Raw genomic sequence first — 23,568 nt, forward strand, 5'->3', positions numbered from 1 at the left:
CGCTCATGAGGATCAATCCCATTCTGCCGTCTCCCTCGCTCGACAGCGAGCAGGGCGACATTCCTACTTTGCAGAATCAAGACATTTTAACTTTGCGCCAATAGCCCCTGGTCGCATAAGATAGATTATGGAACTGAAATGGCAGATAAGGATGTGGCGTGGAAGTAGCACCAGCGAGCCGCTGGGCCGAGAAATTGGTTTCACGCACCTTGCGAGATCCCACTCAGAAACCCAGCCGTAAAAACTTGGTCCTTCACGCTGATTCGTAAGGGATTTCGATCGTCATGCCATCATAAGCAGGCTCGACGTTGGCCGGCGTCTCGGCCATTACCGTGGCGTAGTCGAGTGGCACATGCATATGCGTCAGCACCGCGTTCTTCGGCGCCAGCCTTTCGATCCAGCCAAGCGCCTGGCCAAGCGACAGATGGCTCGGATGGACGGTGTATTGCAGCGCGTCGATGACCAGCACGTCCAACCCGCGCAAGCGCTCGGCGGTCGCGTCCGGAAAGTCGCTGACATCAGGGCAATAAGCCAGCCCGCCGATGCGGAAACCCAGCGAGGTGATGTCGCCATGAAGCTGCACCAGCGGTTCGAGGGTGAGGGCGCCGCCCTCGCCCTCGATCACCACCGGCCTGTCGTGGTCGATGATATGGGCGTTCACGATCGGCGGATACGAACTGCCTTTCGGTGTTTCGAAACAGTAGCGGAACGCCTCGCGTAAGCGCAGCATGGTGGCCTGATCGGCATGGATGTCGATCCGGTGGCGCTGCTCCAGTACGAAGCCGCGCAAATCGTCGATGCCGTGGATATGGTCGGCATGCGGATGTGTATAGACCACCGCATCGATGCGCCTGACCGATGCCAGCAGCATCTGCTCGCGGAAATCCGGGCCGGTGTCGATGACGACCGTGGTCCGGACGCCATTCGCCGCGATCCGCTCGACGAGCGCTGCGGTGCGCGTGCGCCGGTTTCGGGGGTTCGCGGGATCGCAACTGCCCCAGTCGCCGGTGATGCGTGGCGTGCCCGGCGATGAGCCGCAGCCGAGGACGGTAAGACGTAACCGGTCGCTCATGCGTCAGGCGCCCGGCGCGCTCGGGCGCGGCATTTTCCTGAACAGCCGGAAGAAATTATCCGTGGTGATATCAGCGATCTCGGCCTCGCTGAAGCCGATCGTCTCGGCCAGCACCTTGGCTGTATGCGCGACATAGGCGGGCTCATTGCGCTTGCCGCGAAACGGGATCGGCGCAAGGTATGGCGCGTCGGTCTCGACCAGCAGACGGTCGCGCGGCACATCGGCGGCGACGGCGCGCAGCTCGGCGGAGTTCTTGAAGGTCAGGATACCGGAAAACGAAACGTAGCCGCCGAGCGCGACACCGATCTCGGCTAGCCTGCGCCCAGACGAAAAACAGTGCAGGATGAAGGGGAAGGCGCCCTTCCCTGTTTCTTCTTCGAGGATGTCAGCCATGTCGTCGTCGGCGTCGCGCGAATGGATGACCAGCGGCAGACCGGTCACGCGCGCCGCGGCGATGTGGGTGCGAAAGCCCTGAGCCTGTGCGTCGCGCGGCGCATGATCGTAGAAATAGTCGAGCCCCGCCTCGCCGATCGCCACCACTTTGCGATGAGCAGAGAGCCGCACCAGATCATCGACAGTGACGTCAAGCTCTTCCGCCGCATTGTGCGGATGGGTGCCCACCGAGCAATAGACCTCATCGAAAGTCTCTGCAATCTCAAGCACTTGGCTAAATCGCTTCACCCTCGTCGAGATCGTCACCATACGGCCGACGCCGGCCGCGAGGGCGCGGGCGACGATGGTCGCCCGCTCTTCGGCGAAATCCGGAAAGTCGAGATGGCAGTGACTGTCGACCAGCATCAGGCGCTTGTATCCGTTTGCTCGACATAGCGTGGAAATACTGGTTCCGGCGCCGGCAGTGCCGTACCGGACACCAGCGCATGAGCTTCGGCGACATGCGCGAAGTCGCGGCTGTCCGCCGGCACCGCCAAAAGATCGAGCAGCTTTGCCGCCGAGCCTGGAATGAAGGGCTGGCACAGCAATCCGACACGCCGGATCACCTCAGCCGTCGTCCACAGCACCGTTTCCATGCGTGCCGGATCGGTCTTCTTCAGCGCCCATGGCTCCTGCCCGGCGAAATAGCGGTTGGCTTCGGCCACCACGCCAAAGATCGCCGCCAGCGCCAAATGGATGCCCTGGTCGGCCATCGTCCTGCGCGCCGTGACAAGGGCGGCATCTGCCTGATCGAGGATCGCCTTGTCGGCGTCGCTCAATTCGCCACGCTTCGGCACCACGCCGCCGCAGTTCTTGGCGATCATCGACAGCGAGCGCTGCGCCAGATTGCCGAGATCGTTGGCAAGGTCGGCATTGGTGCGGTTGACGATCGCATCATGGCTGTAGCTACCGTCCTGACCGAACGGCACTTCTCGCAGGAAGAAATAGCGCACCTGGTCGAGACCGTAGTGCTCGATCATGGCGAACGGGTCGATGACGTTGCCGACCGACTTCGACATTTTCTCGCCGCGGTTGAACAAAAAACCATGCGCGAACACGCGCTTCGGCAATTCGATGCCAGCCGACATCAGGAAAGCCGGCCAGTAGACCGCGTGAAAGCGCACGATATCCTTGCCGATGACATGAACGTTTGCAGGCCAGAAAGACCATCTCTCGCTGGCCGGATCCGGATAACCGGCAGCGGTGATGTAGTTGGTCAGTGCATCGACCCAGACATACATCACATGCTTGTCGTCGCCCGGGACCGGCACGCCCCAGTTAAACGTGGTGCGCGAGATGGACAGATCCCTGAGGCCGGATTTGACGAAGCTGACGATTTCATTGCGCCGCTCCGCCGGCCCGACGAATTCGGGGCTGTTCTCGTATAGTGCGAGCAGCCTGTCCTGATAGGCGGAAAGCCGAAAGAAGTAGCTTTCTTCTTCGGTCCATTCGACAGGCGAGCCGAGCGGTTCGCGGCGCACGCCGTCGTCGCCGACCTTGGTTTCGGCCTCATCGAAATAGGCTTCCTGCCGAACCGAATACCAGCCGCTGTAGCGGTCGAGGTAAATGTCGCCATTCTCAGCCATGCGTGTCCAGATCGCCTGGCAAGCCTTGTAGTGCCGCTCCTCGGTAGTTCGGATAAAAACGTCGTTCGAGCAGCCGGTCGCTTCGAGCATCGAACGGAAGATCGCCGAATTGCGATCAGCAAGCGCCTTCGGCGTCAGGCCTTCGGCGTCCGCCGTCTGCTGCATCTTCAAGCCGTGCTCGTCGGTCCCCGAGACGAAGAAGACGTCCTTGCCGTCGAGCCGCTGGAAGCGGGCAAGCGTGTCGCTGGCGATCACATTGTAGGCATGGCCGATATGCGGCTTTCCGTTCGGATAGAAGATCGGCGTCGTGACGTAGTATTTTTCGCGTGACATGGATGAGCCGTCATGAATGTCTGAATGAAAGATGTCGCGGTGAGATATCGCATCGAAACGGCAATTGCCATCCGACGCCAATGTGGTGGCTTCGAAGTTCCTGCGATTGATTGGGATCAATGCTCAGGGGCTTCCAAAGCCACGCCAGCGGCCGTCACATTCGCATTGCAGAATTCAGGCGGTCGATCATGGTCAGGGCGTGCTGCTTTTTGTCGAGATTGTAGGTCTCCGTTTCAGATATAGCGTTCAAAGCCTCGTGCCAAGTATCCGACAGCGTTTTGGCCCGCGCGAGATCGCCGGCGAGCGCGGCCTGGCTGGCGCCGGCCGACAGCAGGTCGAGCGCGCGGCGATTGAATATCTCGAACGGGATTGCCTGGTCGCGGCCGGCGACCGCCTCGGCAAGACGGTAGGCGCCTGCGACATCCATCTTTTTGGACATCACCAGGGCATCGAGGGTGGCGGCGATTTCAAGCCCGCCATACTGCGTCAACAGGATCGCGTTGCGCGCGCTGCCCCCTGCCCGCTCCGCCAGCGCCGCGCGCGCCGCAGGATCCTCCGGTGGCGGCGGCTCGATGCCCTCCAGAACCGCCATCAAGCTCTTGGCATCGAGCGGGGCCAATCGCACCATCTGGCAGCGCGACCGGATCGTCGGCAGCAAACTGCCCGGCGCATGGACGATGAGGATGAACAAGGTCCGCGCCGGTGGCTCTTCAAGATTCTTCAGCAAGGCATTGGCAGCATTGGTGTTCATGTCGTCGGCGGGATCGACGATAACCACCCGGTAGCTGCCGTCGTGCGACGTCAGCGACAGAAAACGGCTGACCTTGCGGATTTCGTCGACCGTGACCACTGTCTTGAAGCTCTTGGTCTTGTCATTCGCGGGGCGTGTAAGATGCAGCACCGAAGGATGTGCCCCGGTGGCGATCTGGCGAAACAGCGACGAAGCCGGATCTGGAACGGCAAGGCTTTCCGGCGCCTGCTCGAAGGCCGGGTGCTTCAACAGATGATGCGCCAGATGAAAGGCCAGCGTCGCCTTGCCTATGCCCACCGGTCCGGCAAAGATCAGTGCGTGCGGCAGTTTTCCCGAGCGGTAAGCGGTGGCGAGCATGTTGGCCGTCTGCGGGTGACCGACAAGACGCGGCGTCTCGGATGGCTCGGGCACCCCGTCCAGCGTGTCGTGCTGTTCGGGCGCGATGCGTTCGAAAATCATGCCGGCGCCGCCTGCCTTCTTTGCGCCGGCATCATCCTCTCAAGAGCCGCGAAGACGATGGCGGTAACGACATCCTCCACGGTGTCGAGGTCGGCTGACGCATCGACGACGACGCAGCGTTCGGGTTCAGCTGCGGCGATCGCGAGAAACGCCTCGCGCCGGCGTTGGTGGATGGCTAATGTTTCCTTCTCGAAGCGGTCCGGTCCGTCACTGCTCCCCCGCCGGGCGGTAGCGCGCCTCAGGCCCTCGGCGGGATCGATATCGAAGATCAGCGTCATGTCCGGCACCATGCCGTTGATGGCGACCTTCTCCAATGCGTCCATGAATGCCGGGTCCAGGCCGCCGGTGACGCCCTGGTAGACGCGGGAAGAATCCATGAAACGATCGCAAAGCACGACCGAACCGCGCTCGACCGCCGGCCGGATGACCTGTTCGACATGGTCGGATCGCGCAGCGGCGAAAAGCAACGCTTCCATCTTGGGGCCGAACGGCTCGGCTGCGCCTGAAAGCAGGACATGCCTGACCGCCTCCGCGCCCGGCGAGCCACCCGGCTCACGCGTTACCAGCACATCGTATTTCTTGGCGCGCATCTTCTTTGCCAGCCGCTCGATCTGCGTCGACTTGCCTGCTCCTTCGCCGCCTTCAAAAGTGATGAAAAATCCGCGCGCCAAAGCCTTTGTCCATACTTCGGGGACCGTATAGTCCCGGCGGGAAAAAAGGTCCACCGCGACGGTGCTAACGCAGCCAGCCGACGGCCAGTTCCTTGGCGGCGTCGAGCGCGCGCTGCGGCAGCGAACCGACACCGATCGACTCGGCGGCAAACAGCGGCGTCTCCTGGCTCAGAGTATCGCCGATCCAGACGCGCAGCGTACCGACCGGCTGCCCCTCCTCCACCGGCGCGGCAACCGGTCCGTCATAGACGATCTTGGCGGTGAGCTTGTCGCGGTTGGTGATCGGCAGGAAGATCTGCACCGGTCCTTTTGCCTTTAACGCGACTCCGGACTTGGCGCCGCCAAAGACCTGGGCTTCGCCAACCACTTCGTCCTTGGCGAATACTTCAGTCTTCTCGAAGGAGCGAACGCCCCAGTCGAGCAGCTTTCGCGCTTCCTCAGCACGCTCGCGGTCGTTTGCCAGGCCGCTCATCGCCGCGATCACCCTTGTGCCGTTGTGGCTGGCCGAGCCGACAATGCCGAACCCGGATTGCTCGCTGGCGCCGACCGCGAGCCCGTCTGCGCCTATATCCATGGCCAGCAGCGGATTGCGGTTTCTCTGGGAAATCTTGTTCCAGGTAAAATCCTTCTGGCCGTAATAGCGATAGAGATCCGGGTAGTTGCGCCAGATATGCAGCGCCAGAAGCGCGAGTTCGCGAACGCTCGTTTGCTGCCCATCTGCCGGCAGACCGGTGGAGTTGACGAAGGTCGATTTCTGCAAGCCGATCTGGCGGGCACGCTCGGTCATCTGCGCCGCGAAGTTTGCCTCGGACCCCGCGATTCCTTCAGCGATGACGATGCAGCCGTCATTGGCCGCCTGCACGGTCACGCCCTGGATCAGGTCTTCAAGCCGGATCGTCGACTTGAGTTTCGCGAACATAGTCGATGTCCCCGAAGGAGCGCCGCCCTTGCGCCAGGCGTTTTCGCTCACCACGAAGGTATCGTCGAGCGTCATGCGCCCCGATTTGATGGCGTTGAAGACCACTTCCATCGTCATCAGCTTGGCCAACGAGGCCGGCGGGATCAACCTGTCGGCGTCCTTGGAAAACAGCACGGTTCCGGTTTCGGCATCGATCATGAAGGCCTGCGCGGCCTTGGTCTCGAAAAGCTGTGCCGAGGCCGGCGCAAGCGAGAGCAGCAGCAGGCCGAGCGCTATAAGCCCAGTGAAAGGGCGAAAAAATTTCATCAGATTCGACCAGTGAGCCGGCGCTCTTGCACGTTGGCAGAACCTATCAGGCTTTTGCCTGGCGGATCAATCGCGCACGAAAAACCAGGCAACCCCGAGCTCAGTCGCGTACAGCAAGCGCATCGGGCGCACCATGCGACCACGATGCCTGCAGCATCTCGTCCAGGCTGCCACGGCCGTCGGCATAGAGGTTGACCGAGTACCAGTCCTTGCCTTCAAGTTCCGAGCGCTGGATTTCGGTCTTGCCGAAGCTGGAAAGCTGGGCAGCCACACGCTCGGCCTCGGCGGCATCCTCGAACGAACCCGCCGCGACATAGTCCGTGGGCGACCGGGTTGGAGGAGCTTGCCGCTTCCACGATTGAAGAAGCTCGGCGGGCGACATGCCGGTGTCGTCCAGCTCGGCAAACGCGTTGGAGGCGCGCTGCACGCGCTCGTCGGCGTAAGACAGCGACGCCATGGTGAATGGAGATTGCGCCGGCAGGTTGATCTCCGGACGCTCCGGCACGATCGGGCCGAAATCGGGCAGTACAATGTCTCCCGAAGCAGACGCTTGCACCGCTATGACAGGCCCTGCATCGGATCCCTGCCCGGTATTCGTCAGCTGACCGGGGAACGGCACGGCTGCAGCGCTCACCGCCAGGCTTGGCGACGGCCCATTCATGGCGACCATGACACCGCTGGGCAGACCGTCCGACGGATCCGGCGCCCTGTTGCCTGGACGATACGAAGCCATAAGATACTGCCCGTCATTGCCTTCGAGCGGCGCACGGCCGACATATTCGACCTTCACCTCGGCCGTACCGATATTGGCATAATCGAGCATTTCAGCAGCGCGCTTCGACACATCGATGATGCGTCCATCATGATAGGGTCCGCGATCGTTGACGCGCACGATCACCGAGCTGCCGGTCTTCATGTTTGTGACCCGCGCATAGCTCGGGAGCGGCATAGTCGGATGCGCCGCCGTCAGATCTGCCATGTCGTAGACTTCGCCATTGGCGGTCAACCGGCCGTGGAACGCCTCACCATACCAGGACGCTAGGCCAACCTTGGCGTAACGTTTGTCTTCCCTCGGATAATACCACTTGCCGCGCACCTGATAGGGCTTGCCGAGCTGGTTGCGCCCCCGAGACGTCTTGAACATCACGCGCGGGCTGGCTTTCACGCCATATTCGGCTTCGGAAAAATATTCCTTGGAGCGAGGTTTCTTGTTGACCATCGCCTTCTGCTGCGGCGCGGCACATGCCGCAAGAAACGCTGCCGACAAGGCAAACAGCGCGAAAGCGAAAGCGCGACGAAGACGCGGGCGCGCCGTGGTCTGCATATTTTGATTGTCCCCTATAGCATCGACGAAGGCACCGCAGCATAAACGTCAGCGATGCCAAAGCACCCACTCCAGAAACGCCGGCAACGCCCTACCCCAATGCTTTTGTGCGCAGGAATTGTTTATCACCGTATTAACCGATTGTGGTCGGAACCGGGCGAGATTGTGGCGCGGACCGTCTCGCCGGTCGGGATGAAGTCATCGCTTAGATCAGCAAAACGCCGTTCGTGGCGGGCTTTGAACCTCGCCTGGCGTGTCTGCGAGCGCAGACTCAGGGACCGAAGATCACGAGCTCGGTGAACGTCAGATCTCCAGGTGCGGGTGGTCTGGGACCCTTGAAGTATTTCAGCCCCTTGTTGGGGCGGTACCATCCCACCAAACCTGGAATCGGCTCCTTGGCGTCGACAAAGCAAACCAGGATTCCGCTTCGCAAGAGAAAGCGCCCCATGGCACCGGCGCAGCGGCTCAAATCCGCGAGCGAGCGGCAATAGATGACCTGATGGCACCGGATAAGACCGTGCAACATTCGGCGCGGCATCAACACCAGGGGGAACGCTGCTCCATCGCAGATGCAGATCAACGACAGGCACCCCAGCGCGGCGTGTTCCGAGAGTATGTATCTCTCACTCTCGGACAGCATCGCCAGTTCCGGAAGATCGGGACGCACTTCGACCACGCGACATGACCGCGGCGCCGAACTTAAAGCCGGCAAGAAGGTAAATTGTCCGCTGGAGAAGAGCCGAAAGCCGAGCGCCCGGTTGGCTTTCAATGTCGCTTGCGCCGGCGAAATGTTCGTGTAGGTCACGTCCTTCCGCTTGAGAACCGCCGCAACCAACATGGCGCCATAGGAACGGAATTCTGCGTCGACTGACCAGCTCGAAAGATTGCAGCGGATTTCCTCGCTCTCCGACCCCTGGTAGCGCGCATAAAGGGTGAGCACAACGCCGACGATCCGATCGGCATGCTCCAAAGCAAAGCCATATTGTGGGAACTCGGCAACCGCAGGCCGCTTCGACAAACGGGTCAGAGCCCGGATCCAGTAACTTCGGTTACGCGCCGGAAAGCCCCTGCACAGACAATCAACCACTCCCTCCCAGTCGGTTTCGCGAATTGGTCTACAGCGAAGACCGGGCGGGAGAGCGCCAAGTACGGCCAAAATTCAACTCCAGAAGACGATTTTACTTACATGTGCCTAATGCGCCCAACATATCAGCGCGCAACGATTAATAGTCCGTGCGGGTTTTAAAAACGATTTTCCACACTCGGCACAAACAGCTCGCCATGACGCTGCTCACCGTCCTGGATCGCGCCGAAAGGTGCGGCCGCCACGGTTGACTTGGCGTCGAATGCAGCTTTACAGGAATGGAGCGCGAACCGATCGGGGAACGTCCTGGTGCCAATCCGGTACCGACAGCTCGAACCCGCTCCTCTCGCGATATCCTAAGTGATTGAAAAATCACCCTGGAGGGATGGCCGAGCGGTTTAAGGCACCGGTCTTGAAAACCGGCGTGGGTGCAAGCCCACCGTGGGTTCGAATCCCACTCCCTCCGCCAGTGACGCTCTTTGTCCCGAACGCAATCTCCCGGGCTTGCATCGAGATGACCGGGACATGAGCGAGCCCCCGATCGGATTGATTTTTGCGACGAAAGATGGTGCTTCTCCCGCCCATGAATAGGTTATTTTTTGCGGTCCTCGCATGGATGGCGCTGCCTTGGCCGGCCAGCGCAATGGACAGCGCATTGCGCGCCGGCCTGCTGAAACTCGATCCGCAAACCCGGCTGGAGCAGCGATGCGACGCCGAAATTCTCGACCGGATTACCCGCGACGACCACAAATACAAAGCCGATCGTGTCGTCGCCTACGCTTTTGCGACGCCCGAAATGGGCGCCGATGCGATCAGGAGCCCGGGTGCTGCGTTTCGCAGCAAGGGACAATGGTACCGGCTGAAATTCAAACGCGAGACAGCGCCGGACCATATGGAAGTCCTGCAGCTCCGCTACCGGATCGGTGATGAAATTCCGGAAAGCGACTGGCCCAAATACAATCTCTATAACTAGGCATTCGCGACCTGTGGCCGCATTTTGCAGGTGTTTCGGGCCGATAGTCGCAAACTCTGTATATTGCCGACCTTGTTCTAACCAGTCCCTTGACGTGCGGGAACCATACACGTTAGGCCCTCCAGGCATTCGACGCAAACGGTCGGCCAACCAGCAAGGGACTTCCAGTCGATGGAAATTTTCACTGCCGCGGGCTTCTCTGCCCTGCTCCAGGTCATCGCCATCGATCTCGTGCTTGCAGGCGATAACGCCATCGTCATCGGCCTGGCCGCAGCGGGCTTGCCGGTCGAGCAGCGCAAGAGAGCGATTCTCATCGGCGTGGTGGCGGCAACGGTGCTGCGCATCGGTTTTGCCGCGATCACCGTCACCCTGCTGCAGATTGTCGGCCTGCTGCTGGCCGGCGGCATCTTGCTGCTGTGGGTGTGCTGGAAGATGTATCGCGAGCTGCGCACGTCGCATGCCGACGAGGTGGAGGCGACGGAAGCGCTGTCCAATTCCGATATCAACAGCGATGATATGGTGGCCGGCAAGGCGCGTAAGAAGACCTTGGGTCAGGCGGCATTGCAGATCGTCATCGCCGACGTGTCGATGTCGCTCGACAACGTGCTGGCGGTCGCCGGCGCAGCGCGCGATCACTTCCAGGTGCTGGTGATCGGCCTCGTCCTGTCGATCGCGCTGATGGGCCTTGCCGCGAGCTTCATCGCCAAGCTGCTGCACCGCCATCGCTGGATCGCCTATATCGGCCTTTTGATCATCTTCTATGTCGCACTCGATATGATCTATCGAGGCGCGGTGGAAGTCTTGCCGCATGTCAGCAGTGCGGTGAGCTGACGCATCGACTCGAATTCGCATCGGCCGCGACTTCGATTTCGGCGAGCCTTCGGCGATGCCGGCGGTTGCGTTTCGCCGCAGCCGCTGCCCATACCAATGCGGCAACAACTGTGGTACTGCGCCGCCAATCCTGAATCCGGAAAAGCTTGATGTCCGCCCCTCGCGTCAGTTTCGTCAGCCTTGGATGCCCGAAAGCCCTTGTGGATTCGGAGCGCATTATCACCCGCCTGCGCGCTGAAGGCTACGAGATCGCCCGCAAGCACGACGGCGCCGACCTGGTCGTCGTCAACACCTGTGGCTTCCTCGATTCGGCTCGCGATGAATCGCTCAATGCCATCGGCTCGGCACTTTCAGAGAACGGCAGGGTTATCGTTACCGGGTGCCTCGGCGCCGAGCCGGACGTCATTCGTGAAAGACACCCCAACGTCCTCGCCATCACTGGTCCACAAGCCTATGAAAGCGTTATGGCGGCTGTGCATGAGGCAGCACCGCCGAGCCACGATCCCTACATCGACCTTTTGCCGCCGCAAGGGGTCAAGCTTACGCCGCGCCACTATGCGTATCTCAAGATTTCGGAAGGCTGCAATAACCGCTGCACCTTCTGCATCATCCCGGCGCTGCGTGGCGACCTCGTATCGCGGCCGGCCGCCGACGTGTTGCGCGAAGCCGAGAAGCTGGCCAAGGCCGGGGTCAAGGAGATCCTCGTCATCTCGCAGGATACCAGCGCCTACGGCATCGACATCAAATATCGGACCAGCATGTTCGGCGACCGCGAAGTGCGGGCGAAGTTCCTCGATCTATCGGAAGAACTGGGCAAGCTCGGTGTCTGGGTGCGCATGCACTATGTCTATCCCTACCCGCATGTCGCAGACGTCATCCCCCTGATGGCCGAAGGCAAGATTCTTCCCTATCTCGACATTCCGTTCCAGCATGCCTCGCCGCAGGTGCTGAAGAACATGCGCCGGCCCGCTCATGGCGAAAAGACGCTCGAGCGCATTCGCAGCTGGCGCGACGTCTGCCCGGACCTTGCCATCCGCTCCACCTTCATCGTCGGTTTCCCCGGCGAGACGGACGACGATTTCGAGATGCTGCTCGACTGGCTGGACGAGGCGAAGATCGACCGCGCCGGCTGTTTCAAATACGAGCCGGTCAGAGGCGCCCGCTCCAACGAGCTCGGCCTCGAGCAGGTGCCGCAGGAGATCAAGGAAGCCCGCTGGCACCGCTTCATGCAGCGCCAGCAGAAGATTTCGGCAACGCAGCTCACCAGGAAAATTGGCAAGCGACTGCCGGTCCTGATCGACGAGGCGCATGGCAATTCGGCCAAGGGCCGGACCAAATACGACGCGCCCGAAATCGACGGCTCGGTCCATATCCAGTCGCGGCGGCCCTTGCGCGCGGGCGACATCGTCACGGTCAAGATCGATCGCGCCGACGCTTACGACCTCTACGGCTCGGCGGTCTGAGATCACTCAGTCCGAAATGAAAGGGCGCCTCGCGGCGCTCTTTCGTTCGGTGTGCTTCCCGGTTGCCTACTGCGGCAGCTTGTCGTCGACGCCTTTCACGTAGAAATTCATGCCGAGCAACGTGGCGTCGTCGGCGACCTCGCCCTCCTTCAGCCAAGGTGTGCCGTCCTGCTTGGCGATCGGCCCGGTAAAGGGGTTCCAGCCGTCGGCGATCTTCTTGGTGGTGGCTTCGGCCATCGCCTTGACGTCGTCGGGCATGTTGGTGAACGGCGCCAGCTTGACGGCGCCGTCCTTGATGCCGAGCCATACATTGTCGGGCTTCCAGGTGCCGTCGAGTGCCGCTTGGACCCGGCTGATGTAGTACGGGCCCCATTCGTCGGTCAGTGCGGTCAGCTGCGCGTGCGGTGCGAACTTGATCATATCGGAGGACTGGCCGAAGCCGTGCAGCTTGCGCTCCTCCGCCACCTGCAACGCAGCGGTCGAGTCGGTGTGCTGGACGATGATGTCGGCACCTTGGTCGAACAATGCCTTGGCGGCGTCAGCTTCTTTGCCCGGATCGAACCAGGAGTTCACCCAGACGATTTTGGCTTTGAAGTTCGGATTGATCGACTGTGCGCCTAGCATGAAGGAATTAATACCCATCACAACTTCCGGGATCGGGAAGGAAACGATGTAGCCGGCGACACCCGACTTCGATTGCTTGGCCGCGATCTGGCCAAGTACGTAGCGGCCTTCATAGAAACGCGCATTGTAGATGCCGAGATTTTTGGCGGTCTTGTAGCCAGTGGCGTGCTCGAACATCACCTTGGGGAATTTTTTTGCGATCTTCACTTCCGGGTCCATGAAGCCGAAGGATGTGCCGAAAATGATCTTGCATCCCTCGCGCGCCAGGCGCTCGAAGGCGCGGTCGGCATCGGGGCCTTCGGAGACGTTTTCGAGATAGGCGGTCTCGACCTTGTCGCCGAGTGCCTTTTCCACCTCGAGGCGGCCCTGGTCGTGCTGGTAGGAGTAGCCGAAATCGCCGATCGGGCCGGTATAGACCCAGCATGCCTTCAGCTTGTCCGCCGCCTCGGCTGAGACCGCCAGGGTCAATGCGGCCGTCGTCGCCAGCAGGGCAATAAGCAGTTTTTTCATTTTGTTACCTCTCTGAGTTAAGCCTTGGAGCTTCCGTCTTTTTGTTGTCAACGATCCGGAACGAATGGCTGGCCCAAGGAGGCCGGCGTGTTCATCATCGTCAAACGTTTGTTGCGCGAGATTAGAACGAGAACCACGACAGTTGCCAGATAGGGCAGCGAAGAAAGCAGTTGCGAGGGAAACGATTTTAAGAACGCAATTAACTTGTAGAGCAACCAGGGCGCGTCGACGAAGTCCTGCAGATTTATAGCTTGGACGTGAAGCTGGCCAACCCAGATCGCGCCGAAAATATAGGCGCCGGCCAGCACCCGCCACGGCCGCCAGGAAGCGAAGACGACCAGAGCCAGCGCGATCCAGCCGCGGCCGGCGGTCATGTTCTCCACCCATTGCGGCGTGTAGACCAGCGATAGGTGGCCGCCGGCGAGGCCGGCACAAGCGCCGCCGAAAATCACTGAGAGATAACGGTAGCGGATGACATGGATACCAAGCGCATGGGCGGATGCGTGGCTGTCGCCGATCGAGCGCAGCGTGAGCCCGGTGCGGGTCTTGAACAGGAACCACATCACGGCAGCGGTAAGCGCGATCGAGATGTAGAAGATTGGATCCTGGCCGAACAGCAGCCTGCCGACGACCGGGATTGCGGTCAGGCCGGGAATGTCGAGGTTTGGCAGCCTCTCGCCAGGCTGGCCGACAAAATTCGTCCCCATCATGCCGGAAAGCCCGAGGCCGAGCAGTGTCAGCGACAGGCCGGTTGCCACCTGATTGGTGGCCAGCGACAGCGTCATGACGGCGAACAGAAGCGAGAACACTGCCCCCATGGTGATTGCCGCCAACAGCCCTATCCAAGGCGAGCCGGTGAGATAGCCGGCGCCGAAACCACCGACGGCACCCATGATCATCATTCCTTCGACGCCGAGATTGAGCACACCCGAACGTTCGACCACCAGTTCGCCGATCGCCGCGATCAGCAGCGGCGTCGCCGCCGTCGCGATCGTCAAGAGGATGTTGACAGTGACGTCCATCAGCGGGCTCCCTCCAGCTTCGGCGCTGCCTCGAGCTTCGGCGCGGAAAAGCCGATCAGGCGAATGCGGTAATGGATGAGCGTGTCGCAGCCGAGCACGAAGAACAAAAGCATGCCCTGGAACACGCGCGCCACCTTGTCGGAGATGCCGAGCGCGCTTTGCACTGCCTCGCCGCCCAGATAAGTCAGCGCCAGCACAAGGCCTGCGGCGACGATGCCGAGCGGATTGAGCCGGCCGAGGAATGCCACGATGATAGCGGTAAATCCGTAGCCGGGCGAAATCACCGGCTGCAATTGTCCGATGGCTCCCGAGACCTCCGAAATCCCGGCAAGTCCGGCCAGTGCGCCCGACAGCAGGAAGGCAAAGAAGACCATACGGTTAAGGCCAAACCCGGCGAAGCGCCCTGCCCTCGGGCTTGAGCCGAGCACGCGGACCTCGAAGCCTTTCAGCATACGGCTCATCAGGATCCAGATCAGTATCGCCGCGACCAACGCGAAGACAAATCCCCAGTTTGCCCGGCCGGATTCCGGGAGGAGTTCCGGCAGTATGGCCGAGTCGTTGAACTGGATGGTTTGCGGGAAACCGTGGCCCTGCGGATCGCGCCACGGCCCGCGTACGAGCCAATCGAGGAAGAGCTGGGCGACATAGACCAGCATCAGGCTGGTCAGGATCTCGTTGGTGTTGAAGCGCGTCTTCAGCAGTGCCGGGATTGCAGCATAGGCAGCCCCACCGACCATGCCGAAAAGAAGCATCAGCGGCAGCACCAATGGGCCTTCGAACTGCGGAAACAGCACAGGGAAGATCGAGCCGACAATGCCGCCCAGGATGAACTGGCCTTCGGCGCCGATGTTCCAGATGTTGGCTTTGTAGCAGACCGACAGTCCGACCGCGATCAGGATCAGGGGGGCAGCCTTGATCGCCAGCTCATGCAACTGCCAGACCTGGCTGATCGGTTCGATGAAGTAGATGCGGAACGCAGTCAACGGGTTGACGCCGAGCAGCGCGAACATGATGGCACCGGCTATGATCGTCAAAACGAAAGCGATGAAAGGCGAGAGTGCCGAAAACAGCATCGAGCGCTGCGGGCGTTTTACAAGTTCGAGGCGCATCAAGCCGTCTCCAGCGTATGTTCGGCATGACCGGGTTCGGCGCCGCCCATCAGCAGCCCGATTTTCTCGAATGTCGCTTCAGCTATCGGCAGCGGCTTCGACAGTTCGCCATTGTGCATGACCGTGATCGCATCGGAAATCTCGAACAGCTCGTCGAGGTCCTGGCTGATCACCAGCACCGCCGAGCCGCTGCGCGCCAGTTCGATCAGCGCCTGGCGGATGTGGGCCGCCGCACCCGCGTCGACCCCCCAGGTCGGCTGATTGACCACCAAGACGCTTGGCCGGCGATCGAGTTCGCGGCCGACGATGAATTTCTGCAGATTGCCGCCCGAAAGGGCCGCAGCCTCCGGATCCGGCGCGCTCTTGCGCACGTCCATTGCCTGTATGATGCGCTGGGCAGCGGTATAGATCGCATCGCTCTTGACCATTCCACCGGCGCCGACAAACATCTTGCCGTCGGTGGCGTGGCGCGACAGAAGCAGGTTTTCCGAAAGCCTCATGCGCGGTGCTGCGCCGTGGCCGAGCCGCTCTTCCGGAACGAAGGCAGCGCCCATCAGGCGCCTGCCGGTGATGGCGAGGCCGCCGGCATCCTTGCCGCGGATGCGGACCGAGCCGGTATCCTCCTGCAGCACCTCGCCGGAAACGGATTCGAAGAATTCACCCTGGCCGTTGCCGGCCACACCGGCAATGCCGATCACCTCGCCGGCCCGGACTTCAAGATTGATGTTCCTGAGCGGGATCGAGAACGGGGTCGCCGGCTTGCGGGTGAGTTCGCGGATTTGAAGCAGCACCGGCGCGGTCTCGATACCCTCGGCCGGCGCCCGCACCACGGCCTGGACCTCGTTGCCGACCATCATCCGCGCCAACGAAGACGCGGTTTCCTGGCGCGGATTGCAATGGCCGACCACCTTGCCGTGACGCAGCACGGTGGCGCGGTCGCAGATGCGTTTGACTTCTTCCAGCCGGTGCGAAATGTAGAGGATGGACTTTCCTTCCGAACGCAGCCGTTCGAGCGTCTCGAACAACTTATCGGCCTCCTGCGGCGTCAGCACCGAAGTTGGCTCGTCGAGGATGATTAGTTGCGGCGTCTGGAGAAGGCAGCGGATGATTTCGATACGCTGGCGCTCGCCGACCGACAGATCACCGACCAGCGATAGCGGATCGAGAGGCAGGCCGTAACTGTAGGAGAGCGCCCTCGCCTTGGCCGCGATCGTGCTGATCGGCGAGCCGTCATCCAGCGACAGCGCGATGTTCTCCGCCGCCGTCAGCGCTTCGAACAGGGAAAAATGCTGGAAAACCATGCCGATGCCGAGCTTTTTTGCGGTGCCTGGGCTGGTGATCCTGACCGCCTGGCCATTCCAGAAAATCTCGCCAGAATTCGGTTCCAGCGATCCAAAAAGCATTTTCACCAGCGTCGACTTGCCGGCGCCGTTCTCGCCAAGCAATGCATGGATCTCGCCCTTGGCGATGTTGAGATCGACATGGTCGCAGGCTGTCAGCGTGCCGAATATCTTTGTGAGGCCGCGAACCTCAAGCAGGTTTGCGCCGTCCTGATCTGCACTCACGGTGCCTCCATCTGGTTTGCCAGACATGTTCTGTGTTCCCGCAAGCATCGTATGCGCGCCCTGCTCTCTACGGTAAGCGCCTCACGACTTGAAAGAGCTTCAAGAATTTCAGCGGAAACTCAAGCGGTAAAGAGCAGTTCGCAAGAACGGCGGCGTCGGCGGGCCGAAACTGCGGGCGCTCAAGGGATAAGTATCGTTGTCCCGGTGGTCCTGCGCCCTTCGAGATCGGAATGCGCCTTGCCGGCCTCGCTGAGCGCGTAACGCTGGTTAATCTTGATCTTGACGGCGCCGCTGAGCACCACGTCGAACAATGCGGCGGCGGAAGCCTCGAGGTCTTCGCGCCTGGCATTGTAGACGAACAGCGTCGGCCGCGTTGCGAACAGCGAGCCCTTCTGCGCCAGCAACGAGATGCTGAAGGGCGGGATCGGCCCAGACGATTGACCGAAGCTGACGAACGTGCCGAGCGGCCGCAGGCAATCGAGCGAGGCTGGAAACGTGTCGTTGCCGACCGAATCATAGACGACGTCGCATTTCTTGCCACTGGTGATAGCCGCGACGCCGGCAACGAAATCCTGTTCGCGATAGTTGATCACGTGGTCGAAGCCATGCGCCTTGGCGAGTTCGATCTTGTCGGTCGAGCTCGCGGTGCCGATCACCGTCGCGCCGAGATGCTTGGCCCATTGGCCGAGGATCAGGCCGACACCGCCGGCCGCCGCATGAAACAGGATCGTGTCGCCGGCTTTCACCTTGAATGTACGGCGCAACAGATATTCGGCCGTCATGCCCTTTAGCATCATCGCCGCGGCCTGTTCGTCGCTGATGCCGTCCGGCACCTTCACCACGCGGTCGGCAGCGATCACGCGCTGCTCGGCATAGGCGCCGGTGGTCACGGCATAGGCGACGCGATCGCCGGGTTTGAGCCAGTCGACATCCGAGCCGACCTTCAAGACCACGCCGGCCGCCTCGCCGCCGGGGATCAGCGGAAATCCGCCCTGCGGCGGATAGAGGCCCGAGCGATAATAGACGTCGATGAAATTGAGACCGATCGCGCTGTGCTTGACCAGGATCTGTCCCGAGCCTGGCTGCCCGGGATCGGCATCCTCATAGGTCAGGACCTCCGGACCGCCATGGGCATGGATGCGGATCGCTTTGGACATTTTCAGACTCTCTTGGGATCAGGCTTTCTTGTCCGGCTTGGCGCCGAGATTTGGAAAGAACTGCATGATAGCGCCGATGCAGGCGAGGTAAAGCCCGGTGACCGTGATCCCGATCTTGATGAAGTCGCTGACCTGCTCGCCCAGCACGCCGATCTGGTCGTAGAAGGAGGCAAGTGCGGCCTGCGCCAGCGCCAGCGCGCCGAAAGCGCACCAAAGCAGCGTCATGCCGAGATTAACGCGCCGCAGCCGCTTCACCCGCACCGGATGGATGAAATTGATCGGCACGAAGGTGAGAATGCCGGCCACCACGACCACGGCGAAGGAAACCCATTGTCCTGGTTCGATGACGAACAGCGTGAACACCACCATGTTCCAGACGACCGGAAAGCCTTTGAAGAAATTCTCCTTCGTCTTCATGCCGGTATCGGCATAGTAGATCGCGCTCGACACCACGATTATCGCCGCAGACAGGAACGACAGGCGCTCGCCCATGAAGCCGCGCTGATAGAGCGCGAAGGCCGGAATCAACACGTAGGTCACGTAGTCGATGATGTTGTCGAGCAGTTCGCCCGACCATGTCGGCAGGATTTCCTTGACGTCGAGCTTCCTGGCGATCGGCCCGTCGATGCCGTCGACGAAAAGCGCCAGCCCCAGCCACCAGAACATCGCCGTCCAGCGCTGCTCGCTTGCTGCCACTAGCGACAGAAACGCCAGGAATGAGCCCGACGCGGTCAAGAGATGGACCGAGAACGCCCGCGCCTGCGGCCAGGTGACTTTCTTCTTCGGCCGCGGAATCCGGTCGGCGATTTTCCTGGCCGTCGTCTTCTTGCTCACGGGCCCCGCCAATCCAGCTTGCAGATTTCGGCCGAGCGGCCAGCAAAGTTCCAGTTGCGGCCAAAGGCCCGCATTTTGCTCTTGTCGGATTTGGCGACGATGATTTCCGGCGCAATCCAGTATTCCGAATTGCTGATGACTGTATCCTTGTCGCGATCCTTGCCGGTGATCGGCGTCACCGCACCATCGATGATCTTCGGTATCTGGAAGATGCGTGTTTTCTCACGCGTCTCGTAGGTGATCGGCACCTGCTCGACGCCGAGGAACTGTCCGACCAGGATGGAGAGCAGCGATGTGGTTCCACCCGCCTTGCCGGTGAATATCTTCGTCAGTCCCTTCACAGCGTAAACCGAGGCGCGCTTGTCGATGAAAAGGCCGGCCGTCCAGTTGCCGCGGCTCATATAGCCGGGGATTTCCATGATCAGCCCAAGATTGAGACCGGACAGGTCGACGTCGCCGAAATGGCCGGCATCAATGCGGAACCCCGCCCAGGTTTGGCAATAGCCTTCCGTAGGCGGATGGTTGCCGAGCGACAGAACGCAAGGGCAAAAAACCGTGCAATTGCAGGAGAGGACGAGTTCTCCCTTCATTGCCCAGTTTTGGTCTGTCATCGAATTGTCCCCCTCATGTCGAGACTACTAGTAGCGCTGCTGCCCAGACAAGCAGTATCGCACCGGCCAGCCGCGTCGGCAGATTGCCTGCCGTCCGTTTTTCGACCAGGCTGAACAAGCCGATCATCGCCATCCAGAACACGTTCATCACACCGACGGCAAACATTACCAGCATTAGAGCCCAGCAGCATCCAAGGCACCACAGGCCCTGCTTCATGCCGAGCCGCAAAATACGAATGGGCCTGGCGCTCCAGTTGGCGAACAGGACCGAGAACGGATTTCTGCACTTGTCCAGACAGACTTCCTTCAGCCGGCTGAACTGATAGAGACCAGCGATCGACAGCGCGGCTGCCCCGGCAATTCCAACCAGCGGATCGAGCATCTGCCCGGATGAGGCGAATGCATGGATTGCGAGCGTCAGGGCAGCGAACATTGCCGAGGCGACAAGCCAGACGCTCAAATATCCAGCGACCAGGATCAGCGGATGGACGGCCGGCTCCCTCTTGATCCGGGCGGTATCCGCGATCTCGCAATAGGTGCGGATCATCGGCGCCGCGGAGGGCAGCATGGTCGCGATGACCATCAACAGCCACATCGCGGTGAGTGCCCCGCCTTGCGCGCCTAGGCTTGCGCGAAGCGGCGCCGGCGCAAGGCAGAGGGCGAAGAAACGCGCAAGGAAATCCGGCAACGGCAGTAGCGGCAGGTATTCCAGCACGGCGTCGCCCGGTACATCGGCGCCCGGGAGCCGGCTTGCCGCCCCCCGAACTGCCATTACGCCGAGAAGGAGCCAGGCAAGGGCGATGCCCATGCCGGCAACAACGCTCACGGTCAGTCGAGGGTTGCGCGCAACGCTCGCCATCGCGCGGCCGGTACCGTCGAGGTGGCTGAAATAGTCTTGTTGGCCGGTCATGGCAACCGAATGGGCCGAATCGCCGCGTTGATCAAGCGGCATCACCTGACCTATATGGACCAGCAGGTCGGATAGGCCTCACCTCGCAATCCGGAAGCCGAATTTGAACCATCGGGAAACAGCACGGATACTGGTCGCCGGCAGCGGCCCTGCGGGGCTGATCGCGGCGCTTGGCTTTGCCAAGGCGGGCTTTCCCGTGACGCTCGTCGGACCCGACGCAGCCGGCCCCGACGGCCGGACGACAGCCTTGATGAACCCTGCCCTAGAGATGTTCGAACGGCTAGGGATCTTCGACGGAATCAGGCCGCACGCAGCGCCGCTCAAGGTGATGCGTATCGTTGACGCAACCAACCGGCTGATCCGCAGCCCGACAGTGACCTTTCGCGCCAGCGAGATCAACGAAGAACAATTCGGGCTGAACTTGCCCAACAGCGTTCTCAACCGCACGCTAGCCGAGGCTGTCGCGCATTCGGGCATCGAATGGCGAAAGTCGATGGTGGAGGCATGGCGCCTCGATGCCGACCATGCCCATGCCGTTCTCGCCGACGGTAGCGAGATCGAGGCATCGTTGGCAGTTGCCGCCGATGGCCGTCAATCGCCGGCCCGCGAGGCAGCCGGCATCCGGACCTCGGTCCGATCCTTTCCGCAGGCGGCGCTGGTGCTCAATTTCGGTCACCGCAGCGACCACGCATTCACCTCGACCGAAATCCACACCGAGACCGGTCCGTTCACACAGGTTCCCCTGCCCGGCAACCGGTCCAGCCTTGTCTGGGTGCTCGAACCCGAAATCGCCAAGGATCTTGCAGCACTCGACGAGGCCGAGCTTTCGACGCGGGTCGAACAGCGGATGCAATCGATGCTGGGCCGCGTGTCGGTTGAGCCCGGCCGGCAGGTCTACCCACTTTCAGCGGTGAGCCCGTGGCGGTTTGCGCATCGCCGCGTGGCACTTGTCGGTGAAGCCGCCCACGTGTTTCCCCCAATCGGCGCGCAAGGGCTTAATCTCGGCATCCGGGACATTGACGACCTGATTGGTACCGCAAGCAGAAACCGCTCGGACCCGGGCGCCGCCCAGGCGCTTGCAGCCTATGATTTCAAGCGGCGGCCGGACATTCTGGCGCGCAGCAGCGCGGTCAACCTACTGAACATGTCGTTGCTTTCCGACATGCTGCCGGCCCAGCTGATGCGCAGCGCTGGTCTTGGCGCGCTTGAGGGGTTTGCGCCGTTGCGGGCGTTTTTCATGCGCGAGGGTCTTCGACCCGGCAGCGGTTTTGCGACTTTTTTTGGCGGATTGCGAAAACCGGCTGAGCGATAGCGATCTTGGCCACCGCCCTTGATCCGCATCTTGGGATGCTCAACCCGGCATCAAGCTGATCGGGATTGAATTGACGCGGCGTCTGCGCCAAATAATGACGATGTCGACCGTAAGGCCTGGGCCGATCTTTGCCTGACCGGTGTGTAAGAATCTAAAATCCTGGAGCGTTTCCTTGCGTGTTCCAGGATGCGTGGCGTTCAAGAAGTTCAAGTGGTGAGTGCGATGAAAACAGCCAAATTCTCGATCGGACAGGTGGTTCGCCACCGGCTGTTTCCGTTCCGCGGCGTCATTTTCGACGTCGATCCGCAATTCGCCAATACCGACGAATGGTACGAGGCGATCCCCGCTGACGTGCGGCCGCGCAAGGACCAGCCCTTCTATCATCTGCTCGCCGAGAATTCGGAGACGGAATACATCGCCTATGTGTCCGAGCAGAATTTACTCGAGGACCGGTCGGGCGAACCGGTCCGGCATCCGCAGATTGGTGAAATGTTCGACAAGAAGCCCGACGGGCGCTACGAGCCGAAGCACCAATTGAGACATTGACTTAGTCGGGATCTGGCTGGGCTCGGACAGGCTTGAGACAAGTCTGGACCCGATAATCAGCCGATTCAATAAAAAAGCGGGGCATGAACCCCGCTTTTTGTTTTGTTCGAAAACCCGTCGATCAGTTGGCGGCCTTCGCCTTTTCCTGTTCTTCCTTGAGCTTCTTGGCAAAATCCTGATTGTTCTTGGCGACGAACTCCTGGAGCTTCTTCTGTCGGTCCTCGATGTCCGACTGCTGCAGCGGCGGGCCGTCGAAGGCGCCGCTGAAGCCGGTCAGCGCGATCTTGATCGGGTTCGGCTGGTTCTGGAAATTGACCGAGGTCAGCGTCAGGTTCGAACCTTTCTTGAAGGACGCGACGAGCTGATCGGTCAGCGGCACTTCCGCCACGCAGCGATCCGGGAAACAGATCACGTACTCGAGCTTCTGCGCCTTGCCGGCGTCGATCTGGAGGCCGATGCCGGGAGGAACCAAACGGCCGGTCGGAACCGTCACCTGGAACACCTTGCGGTTCACCTTGCCCTTCAATTCGATCAGGCTGACGCCGGTGATGAGCTGACCATTGCCGGCGGTGGTGATGTTCTGGACATTGCAAATGTCGACATCTTCCTGCTTGGTGCAGGCCTTGAACCAGCCTTGCGGAATCTGCTGTTGCTGCTGCGCGACAGCAGCGGGAATCCCGGCGCCCAGAATGCCGACCACGCCAGCGGCCATGACCGACAGGCGGTACGCGTTGCTGTTCAGGCTCGTCATGTCGTGCATTCCTCTCAAATGATCCCGGGACCGGCTTTTTTCATGCCGTGTGGTCCAGCTACCTGTTGCCGAAATGAGGCAACAGAATGACTTCGGACGGCGTGTTACACTGCAAGCGACGCCGAATCCAGCCCGGGCCACGCGAATCTTGGCCGAGGGACTGGGTTGAGGGATTGGCCGGTGCACGACCGGCTCATGTATGCTGCGCATCGAATCGGGAAGGAGACGGTCATGGGCCGCGTTGTCGTTTGGCTGATCGCCACAATCTTGTTTGTCGGCCTTTCCCTGCAGCCGGCCCTGTCGGAACCGAAGCACGCGCTTGCCATGCAGGGCGAGCCGGCGCTGCCGGCCGACTATGATCATTTCAACTACGTCAATCCCGACGCGCCGAAAGGCGGCAGCATTACCTATTG

General features: G+C 61.1%; 23 protein-coding genes and 1 tRNA gene. 7 read left to right on the forward strand and 17 right to left on the reverse strand.

Annotated features, from left to right (window positions below):
* Positions 1-253 precede the first annotated feature (253 nt).
* From NKH17_RS31950 to NKH17_RS31985, 8 genes are all read right to left on the reverse strand, one after another.
* Positions 254-1,072, reverse strand: coding sequence for an MBL fold metallo-hydrolase (locus NKH17_RS31950; RefSeq protein ID WP_352478841.1), 819 nt, complete (start codon positions 1,070-1,072; stop codon positions 254-256).
* 3 nt (positions 1,073-1,075) lie between these two features.
* Positions 1,076-1,870 carry a TatD family hydrolase gene (locus NKH17_RS31955; RefSeq protein WP_352703965.1) on the reverse strand — a complete coding sequence of 265 codons (795 nt, stop codon included), beginning with the start codon at positions 1,868-1,870 and terminating at the stop codon, positions 1,076-1,078.
* Positions 1,870-3,456, reverse strand: a complete 1,587-nt coding sequence (gene metG / locus NKH17_RS31960) for a methionine--tRNA ligase (protein ID WP_352478913.1) — start codon at positions 3,454-3,456, stop codon at positions 1,870-1,872. Before metG ends, NKH17_RS31955 begins: the two co-directional genes overlap by 1 nt.
* A 121-nt stretch (positions 3,457-3,577) precedes the next feature.
* On the reverse strand, positions 3,578-4,633 hold the full coding sequence (locus NKH17_RS31965) for a DNA polymerase III subunit delta' (protein WP_352478843.1): 1,056 nt from the start codon (positions 4,631-4,633) through the stop codon (positions 3,578-3,580).
* Complete coding sequence (gene tmk / locus NKH17_RS31970) at positions 4,630-5,304, reverse strand: dTMP kinase (RefSeq protein ID WP_352478844.1); 675 nt, start codon at positions 5,302-5,304, stop codon at positions 4,630-4,632. The genes NKH17_RS31965 and tmk overlap by 4 nt, the downstream gene beginning before the upstream one ends.
* A 64-nt stretch (positions 5,305-5,368) precedes the next feature.
* Positions 5,369-6,529: a D-alanyl-D-alanine carboxypeptidase family protein gene (locus NKH17_RS31975; protein ID WP_352478845.1), complete on the reverse strand. Its 1,161-nt coding sequence runs from the start codon at positions 6,527-6,529 to the stop codon at positions 5,369-5,371.
* Between the two features lie 100 nt (positions 6,530-6,629).
* On the reverse strand, positions 6,630-7,853 hold the full coding sequence (locus tag NKH17_RS31980; protein WP_352806775.1) for a septal ring lytic transglycosylase RlpA family protein: 1,224 nt from the start codon (positions 7,851-7,853) through the stop codon (positions 6,630-6,632).
* Positions 7,854-8,124: 271 nt separating this feature from the next.
* Complete coding sequence (locus tag NKH17_RS31985; RefSeq protein WP_352478847.1) at positions 8,125-8,871, reverse strand: hypothetical protein; 747 nt, start codon at positions 8,869-8,871, stop codon at positions 8,125-8,127.
* Between the two features lie 445 nt (positions 8,872-9,316).
* Between NKH17_RS31985 and NKH17_RS31990 the strand changes: the two genes are divergently transcribed.
* The 4 genes from NKH17_RS31990 to rimO all read left to right on the forward strand — a co-directional run bounded on the left by NKH17_RS31990 (position 9,317) and on the right by rimO (position 12,204).
* Positions 9,317-9,406, forward strand: a tRNA-Ser gene (locus NKH17_RS31990).
* Positions 9,407-9,502: 96 nt separating this feature from the next.
* Entirely contained in the window at positions 9,503-9,910 is a 408-nt protein-coding gene (locus NKH17_RS31995) for a DUF930 domain-containing protein (RefSeq protein WP_352898869.1), read from the forward strand.
* A 171-nt stretch (positions 9,911-10,081) separates the two neighbouring features.
* Positions 10,082-10,741: a TerC family protein gene (locus NKH17_RS32000; protein WP_254817220.1), complete on the forward strand. Its 660-nt coding sequence runs from the start codon at positions 10,082-10,084 to the stop codon at positions 10,739-10,741.
* Between the two features lie 149 nt (positions 10,742-10,890).
* Complete coding sequence (rimO, locus tag NKH17_RS32005; RefSeq protein WP_254817221.1) at positions 10,891-12,204, forward strand: 30S ribosomal protein S12 methylthiotransferase RimO; 1,314 nt, start codon at positions 10,891-10,893, stop codon at positions 12,202-12,204.
* Positions 12,205-12,270: 66 nt separating this feature from the next.
* Here the strand turns inward: rimO and NKH17_RS32010 are convergent, their stop codons facing one another.
* From NKH17_RS32010 to NKH17_RS32045, 8 genes are all read right to left on the reverse strand, one after another.
* The gene (locus tag NKH17_RS32010) at positions 12,271-13,338 is read right to left on the reverse strand and encodes a BMP family ABC transporter substrate-binding protein (protein ID WP_254817222.1); all 1,068 of its coding nucleotides are present in this window, start codon (positions 13,336-13,338) and stop codon (positions 12,271-12,273) included.
* Between the two features lie 47 nt (positions 13,339-13,385).
* Positions 13,386-14,360, reverse strand: coding sequence for an ABC transporter permease (locus NKH17_RS32015; RefSeq protein WP_352478849.1), 975 nt, complete (start codon positions 14,358-14,360; stop codon positions 13,386-13,388).
* Positions 14,360-15,472 carry an ABC transporter permease gene (locus tag NKH17_RS32020; protein WP_352478850.1) on the reverse strand — a complete coding sequence of 371 codons (1,113 nt, stop codon included), beginning with the start codon at positions 15,470-15,472 and terminating at the stop codon, positions 14,360-14,362. The genes NKH17_RS32015 and NKH17_RS32020 overlap by 1 nt, the downstream gene beginning before the upstream one ends.
* A complete protein-coding gene (locus tag NKH17_RS32025) occupies positions 15,469-17,061 on the reverse strand; it encodes an ABC transporter ATP-binding protein (RefSeq protein WP_502901862.1) in 1,593 nt (530 codons plus the stop codon). Before NKH17_RS32025 ends, NKH17_RS32020 begins: the two co-directional genes overlap by 4 nt.
* 152 nt (positions 17,062-17,213) lie before the next feature.
* Positions 17,214-18,191 (reverse strand): quinone oxidoreductase family protein, encoded by a 978-nt coding sequence (locus NKH17_RS32030; RefSeq protein WP_352478852.1) that lies wholly within the window; start codon positions 18,189-18,191, stop codon positions 17,214-17,216.
* 18 nt (positions 18,192-18,209) lie between these two features.
* Entirely contained in the window at positions 18,210-19,025 is an 816-nt protein-coding gene (gene pcsA, locus NKH17_RS32035) for a phosphatidylcholine synthase (protein WP_254817227.1), read from the reverse strand.
* A complete protein-coding gene (locus NKH17_RS32040) occupies positions 19,022-19,636 on the reverse strand; it encodes a DUF1326 domain-containing protein (RefSeq protein ID WP_352478853.1) in 615 nt (204 codons plus the stop codon). Before NKH17_RS32040 ends, pcsA begins: the two co-directional genes overlap by 4 nt.
* 13 nt (positions 19,637-19,649) lie before the next feature.
* Positions 19,650-20,588 carry a DUF2182 domain-containing protein gene (locus NKH17_RS32045; RefSeq protein WP_352478854.1) on the reverse strand — a complete coding sequence of 313 codons (939 nt, stop codon included), beginning with the start codon at positions 20,586-20,588 and terminating at the stop codon, positions 19,650-19,652.
* Between the two features lie 61 nt (positions 20,589-20,649).
* Between NKH17_RS32045 and NKH17_RS32050 the strand changes: the two genes are divergently transcribed.
* Both NKH17_RS32050 and hspQ read left to right on the forward strand, forming a co-directional pair.
* Positions 20,650-21,858, forward strand: coding sequence for a UbiH/UbiF family hydroxylase (locus NKH17_RS32050; protein ID WP_352478855.1), 1,209 nt, complete (start codon positions 20,650-20,652; stop codon positions 21,856-21,858).
* 222 nt (positions 21,859-22,080) lie between these two features.
* A complete protein-coding gene (gene hspQ, locus NKH17_RS32055; RefSeq protein ID WP_023675043.1) occupies positions 22,081-22,404 on the forward strand; it encodes a heat shock protein HspQ in 324 nt (107 codons plus the stop codon).
* Between the two features lie 121 nt (positions 22,405-22,525).
* Here hspQ and NKH17_RS32060 read toward each other — a convergent pair whose 3' ends face one another.
* Positions 22,526-23,155 (reverse strand): invasion associated locus B family protein, encoded by a 630-nt coding sequence (locus NKH17_RS32060; protein ID WP_352478856.1) that lies wholly within the window; start codon positions 23,153-23,155, stop codon positions 22,526-22,528.
* A gap of 231 nt (positions 23,156-23,386) precedes the next feature.
* On the opposite strand from NKH17_RS32060, the gene NKH17_RS32065 reads away from it, so the two are divergent.
* The coding region (locus tag NKH17_RS32065; RefSeq protein ID WP_352973407.1) for a hypothetical protein at positions 23,387-23,568 on the forward strand (182 nt) is incomplete at its 3' end.

Source organism: Mesorhizobium sp. M1334, assembly GCF_040317995.1.
GTDB lineage: Bacteria > Pseudomonadota > Alphaproteobacteria > Rhizobiales > Rhizobiaceae > Mesorhizobium.

Bases quoted from the DNA above. Each gene is read 5' to 3' on its own strand.
- NKH17_RS31950 (WP_352478841.1), bottom strand. From the start codon at position 1,072: ATGAGCGACCGGTTACGTCTTACCGTCCTCGGCTGCGGCTCATCGCCG.
- NKH17_RS32045 (WP_352478854.1), bottom strand. From the start codon at position 20,588: ATGCCGCTTGATCAACGCGGCGATTCGGCCCATTCGGTTGCCATGACC.
- NKH17_RS31995 (WP_352898869.1), top strand. From the start codon at position 9,503: ATGGTGCTTCTCCCGCCCATGAATAGGTTATTTTTTGCGGTCCTCGCA.
- rimO (WP_254817221.1), top strand. From the start codon at position 10,891: ATGTCCGCCCCTCGCGTCAGTTTCGTCAGCCTTGGATGCCCGAAAGCC.
- NKH17_RS32000 (WP_254817220.1), top strand. From the start codon at position 10,082: ATGGAAATTTTCACTGCCGCGGGCTTCTCTGCCCTGCTCCAGGTCATC.
- NKH17_RS31980 (WP_352806775.1), bottom strand. From the start codon at position 7,853: ATGCAGACCACGGCGCGCCCGCGTCTTCGTCGCGCTTTCGCTTTCGCG.
- NKH17_RS31955 (WP_352703965.1), bottom strand. From the start codon at position 1,870: ATGCTGGTCGACAGTCACTGCCATCTCGACTTTCCGGATTTCGCCGAA.
- NKH17_RS32010 (WP_254817222.1), bottom strand. From the start codon at position 13,338: ATGAAAAAACTGCTTATTGCCCTGCTGGCGACGACGGCCGCATTGACC.
- NKH17_RS32060 (WP_352478856.1), bottom strand. From the start codon at position 23,155: ATGACGAGCCTGAACAGCAACGCGTACCGCCTGTCGGTCATGGCCGCT.
- NKH17_RS32025 (WP_502901862.1), bottom strand. From the start codon at position 17,061: ATGTCTGGCAAACCAGATGGAGGCACCGTGAGTGCAGATCAGGACGGC.
- NKH17_RS31965 (WP_352478843.1), bottom strand. From the start codon at position 4,633: ATGATTTTCGAACGCATCGCGCCCGAACAGCACGACACGCTGGACGGG.
- NKH17_RS31975 (WP_352478845.1), bottom strand. From the start codon at position 6,529: ATGAAATTTTTTCGCCCTTTCACTGGGCTTATAGCGCTCGGCCTGCTG.
- NKH17_RS32015 (WP_352478849.1), bottom strand. From the start codon at position 14,360: ATGGACGTCACTGTCAACATCCTCTTGACGATCGCGACGGCGGCGACG.
- hspQ (WP_023675043.1), top strand. From the start codon at position 22,081: ATGAAAACAGCCAAATTCTCGATCGGACAGGTGGTTCGCCACCGGCTG.
- NKH17_RS32040 (WP_352478853.1), bottom strand. From the start codon at position 19,636: ATGACAGACCAAAACTGGGCAATGAAGGGAGAACTCGTCCTCTCCTGC.
- NKH17_RS32030 (WP_352478852.1), bottom strand. From the start codon at position 18,191: ATGTCCAAAGCGATCCGCATCCATGCCCATGGCGGTCCGGAGGTCCTG.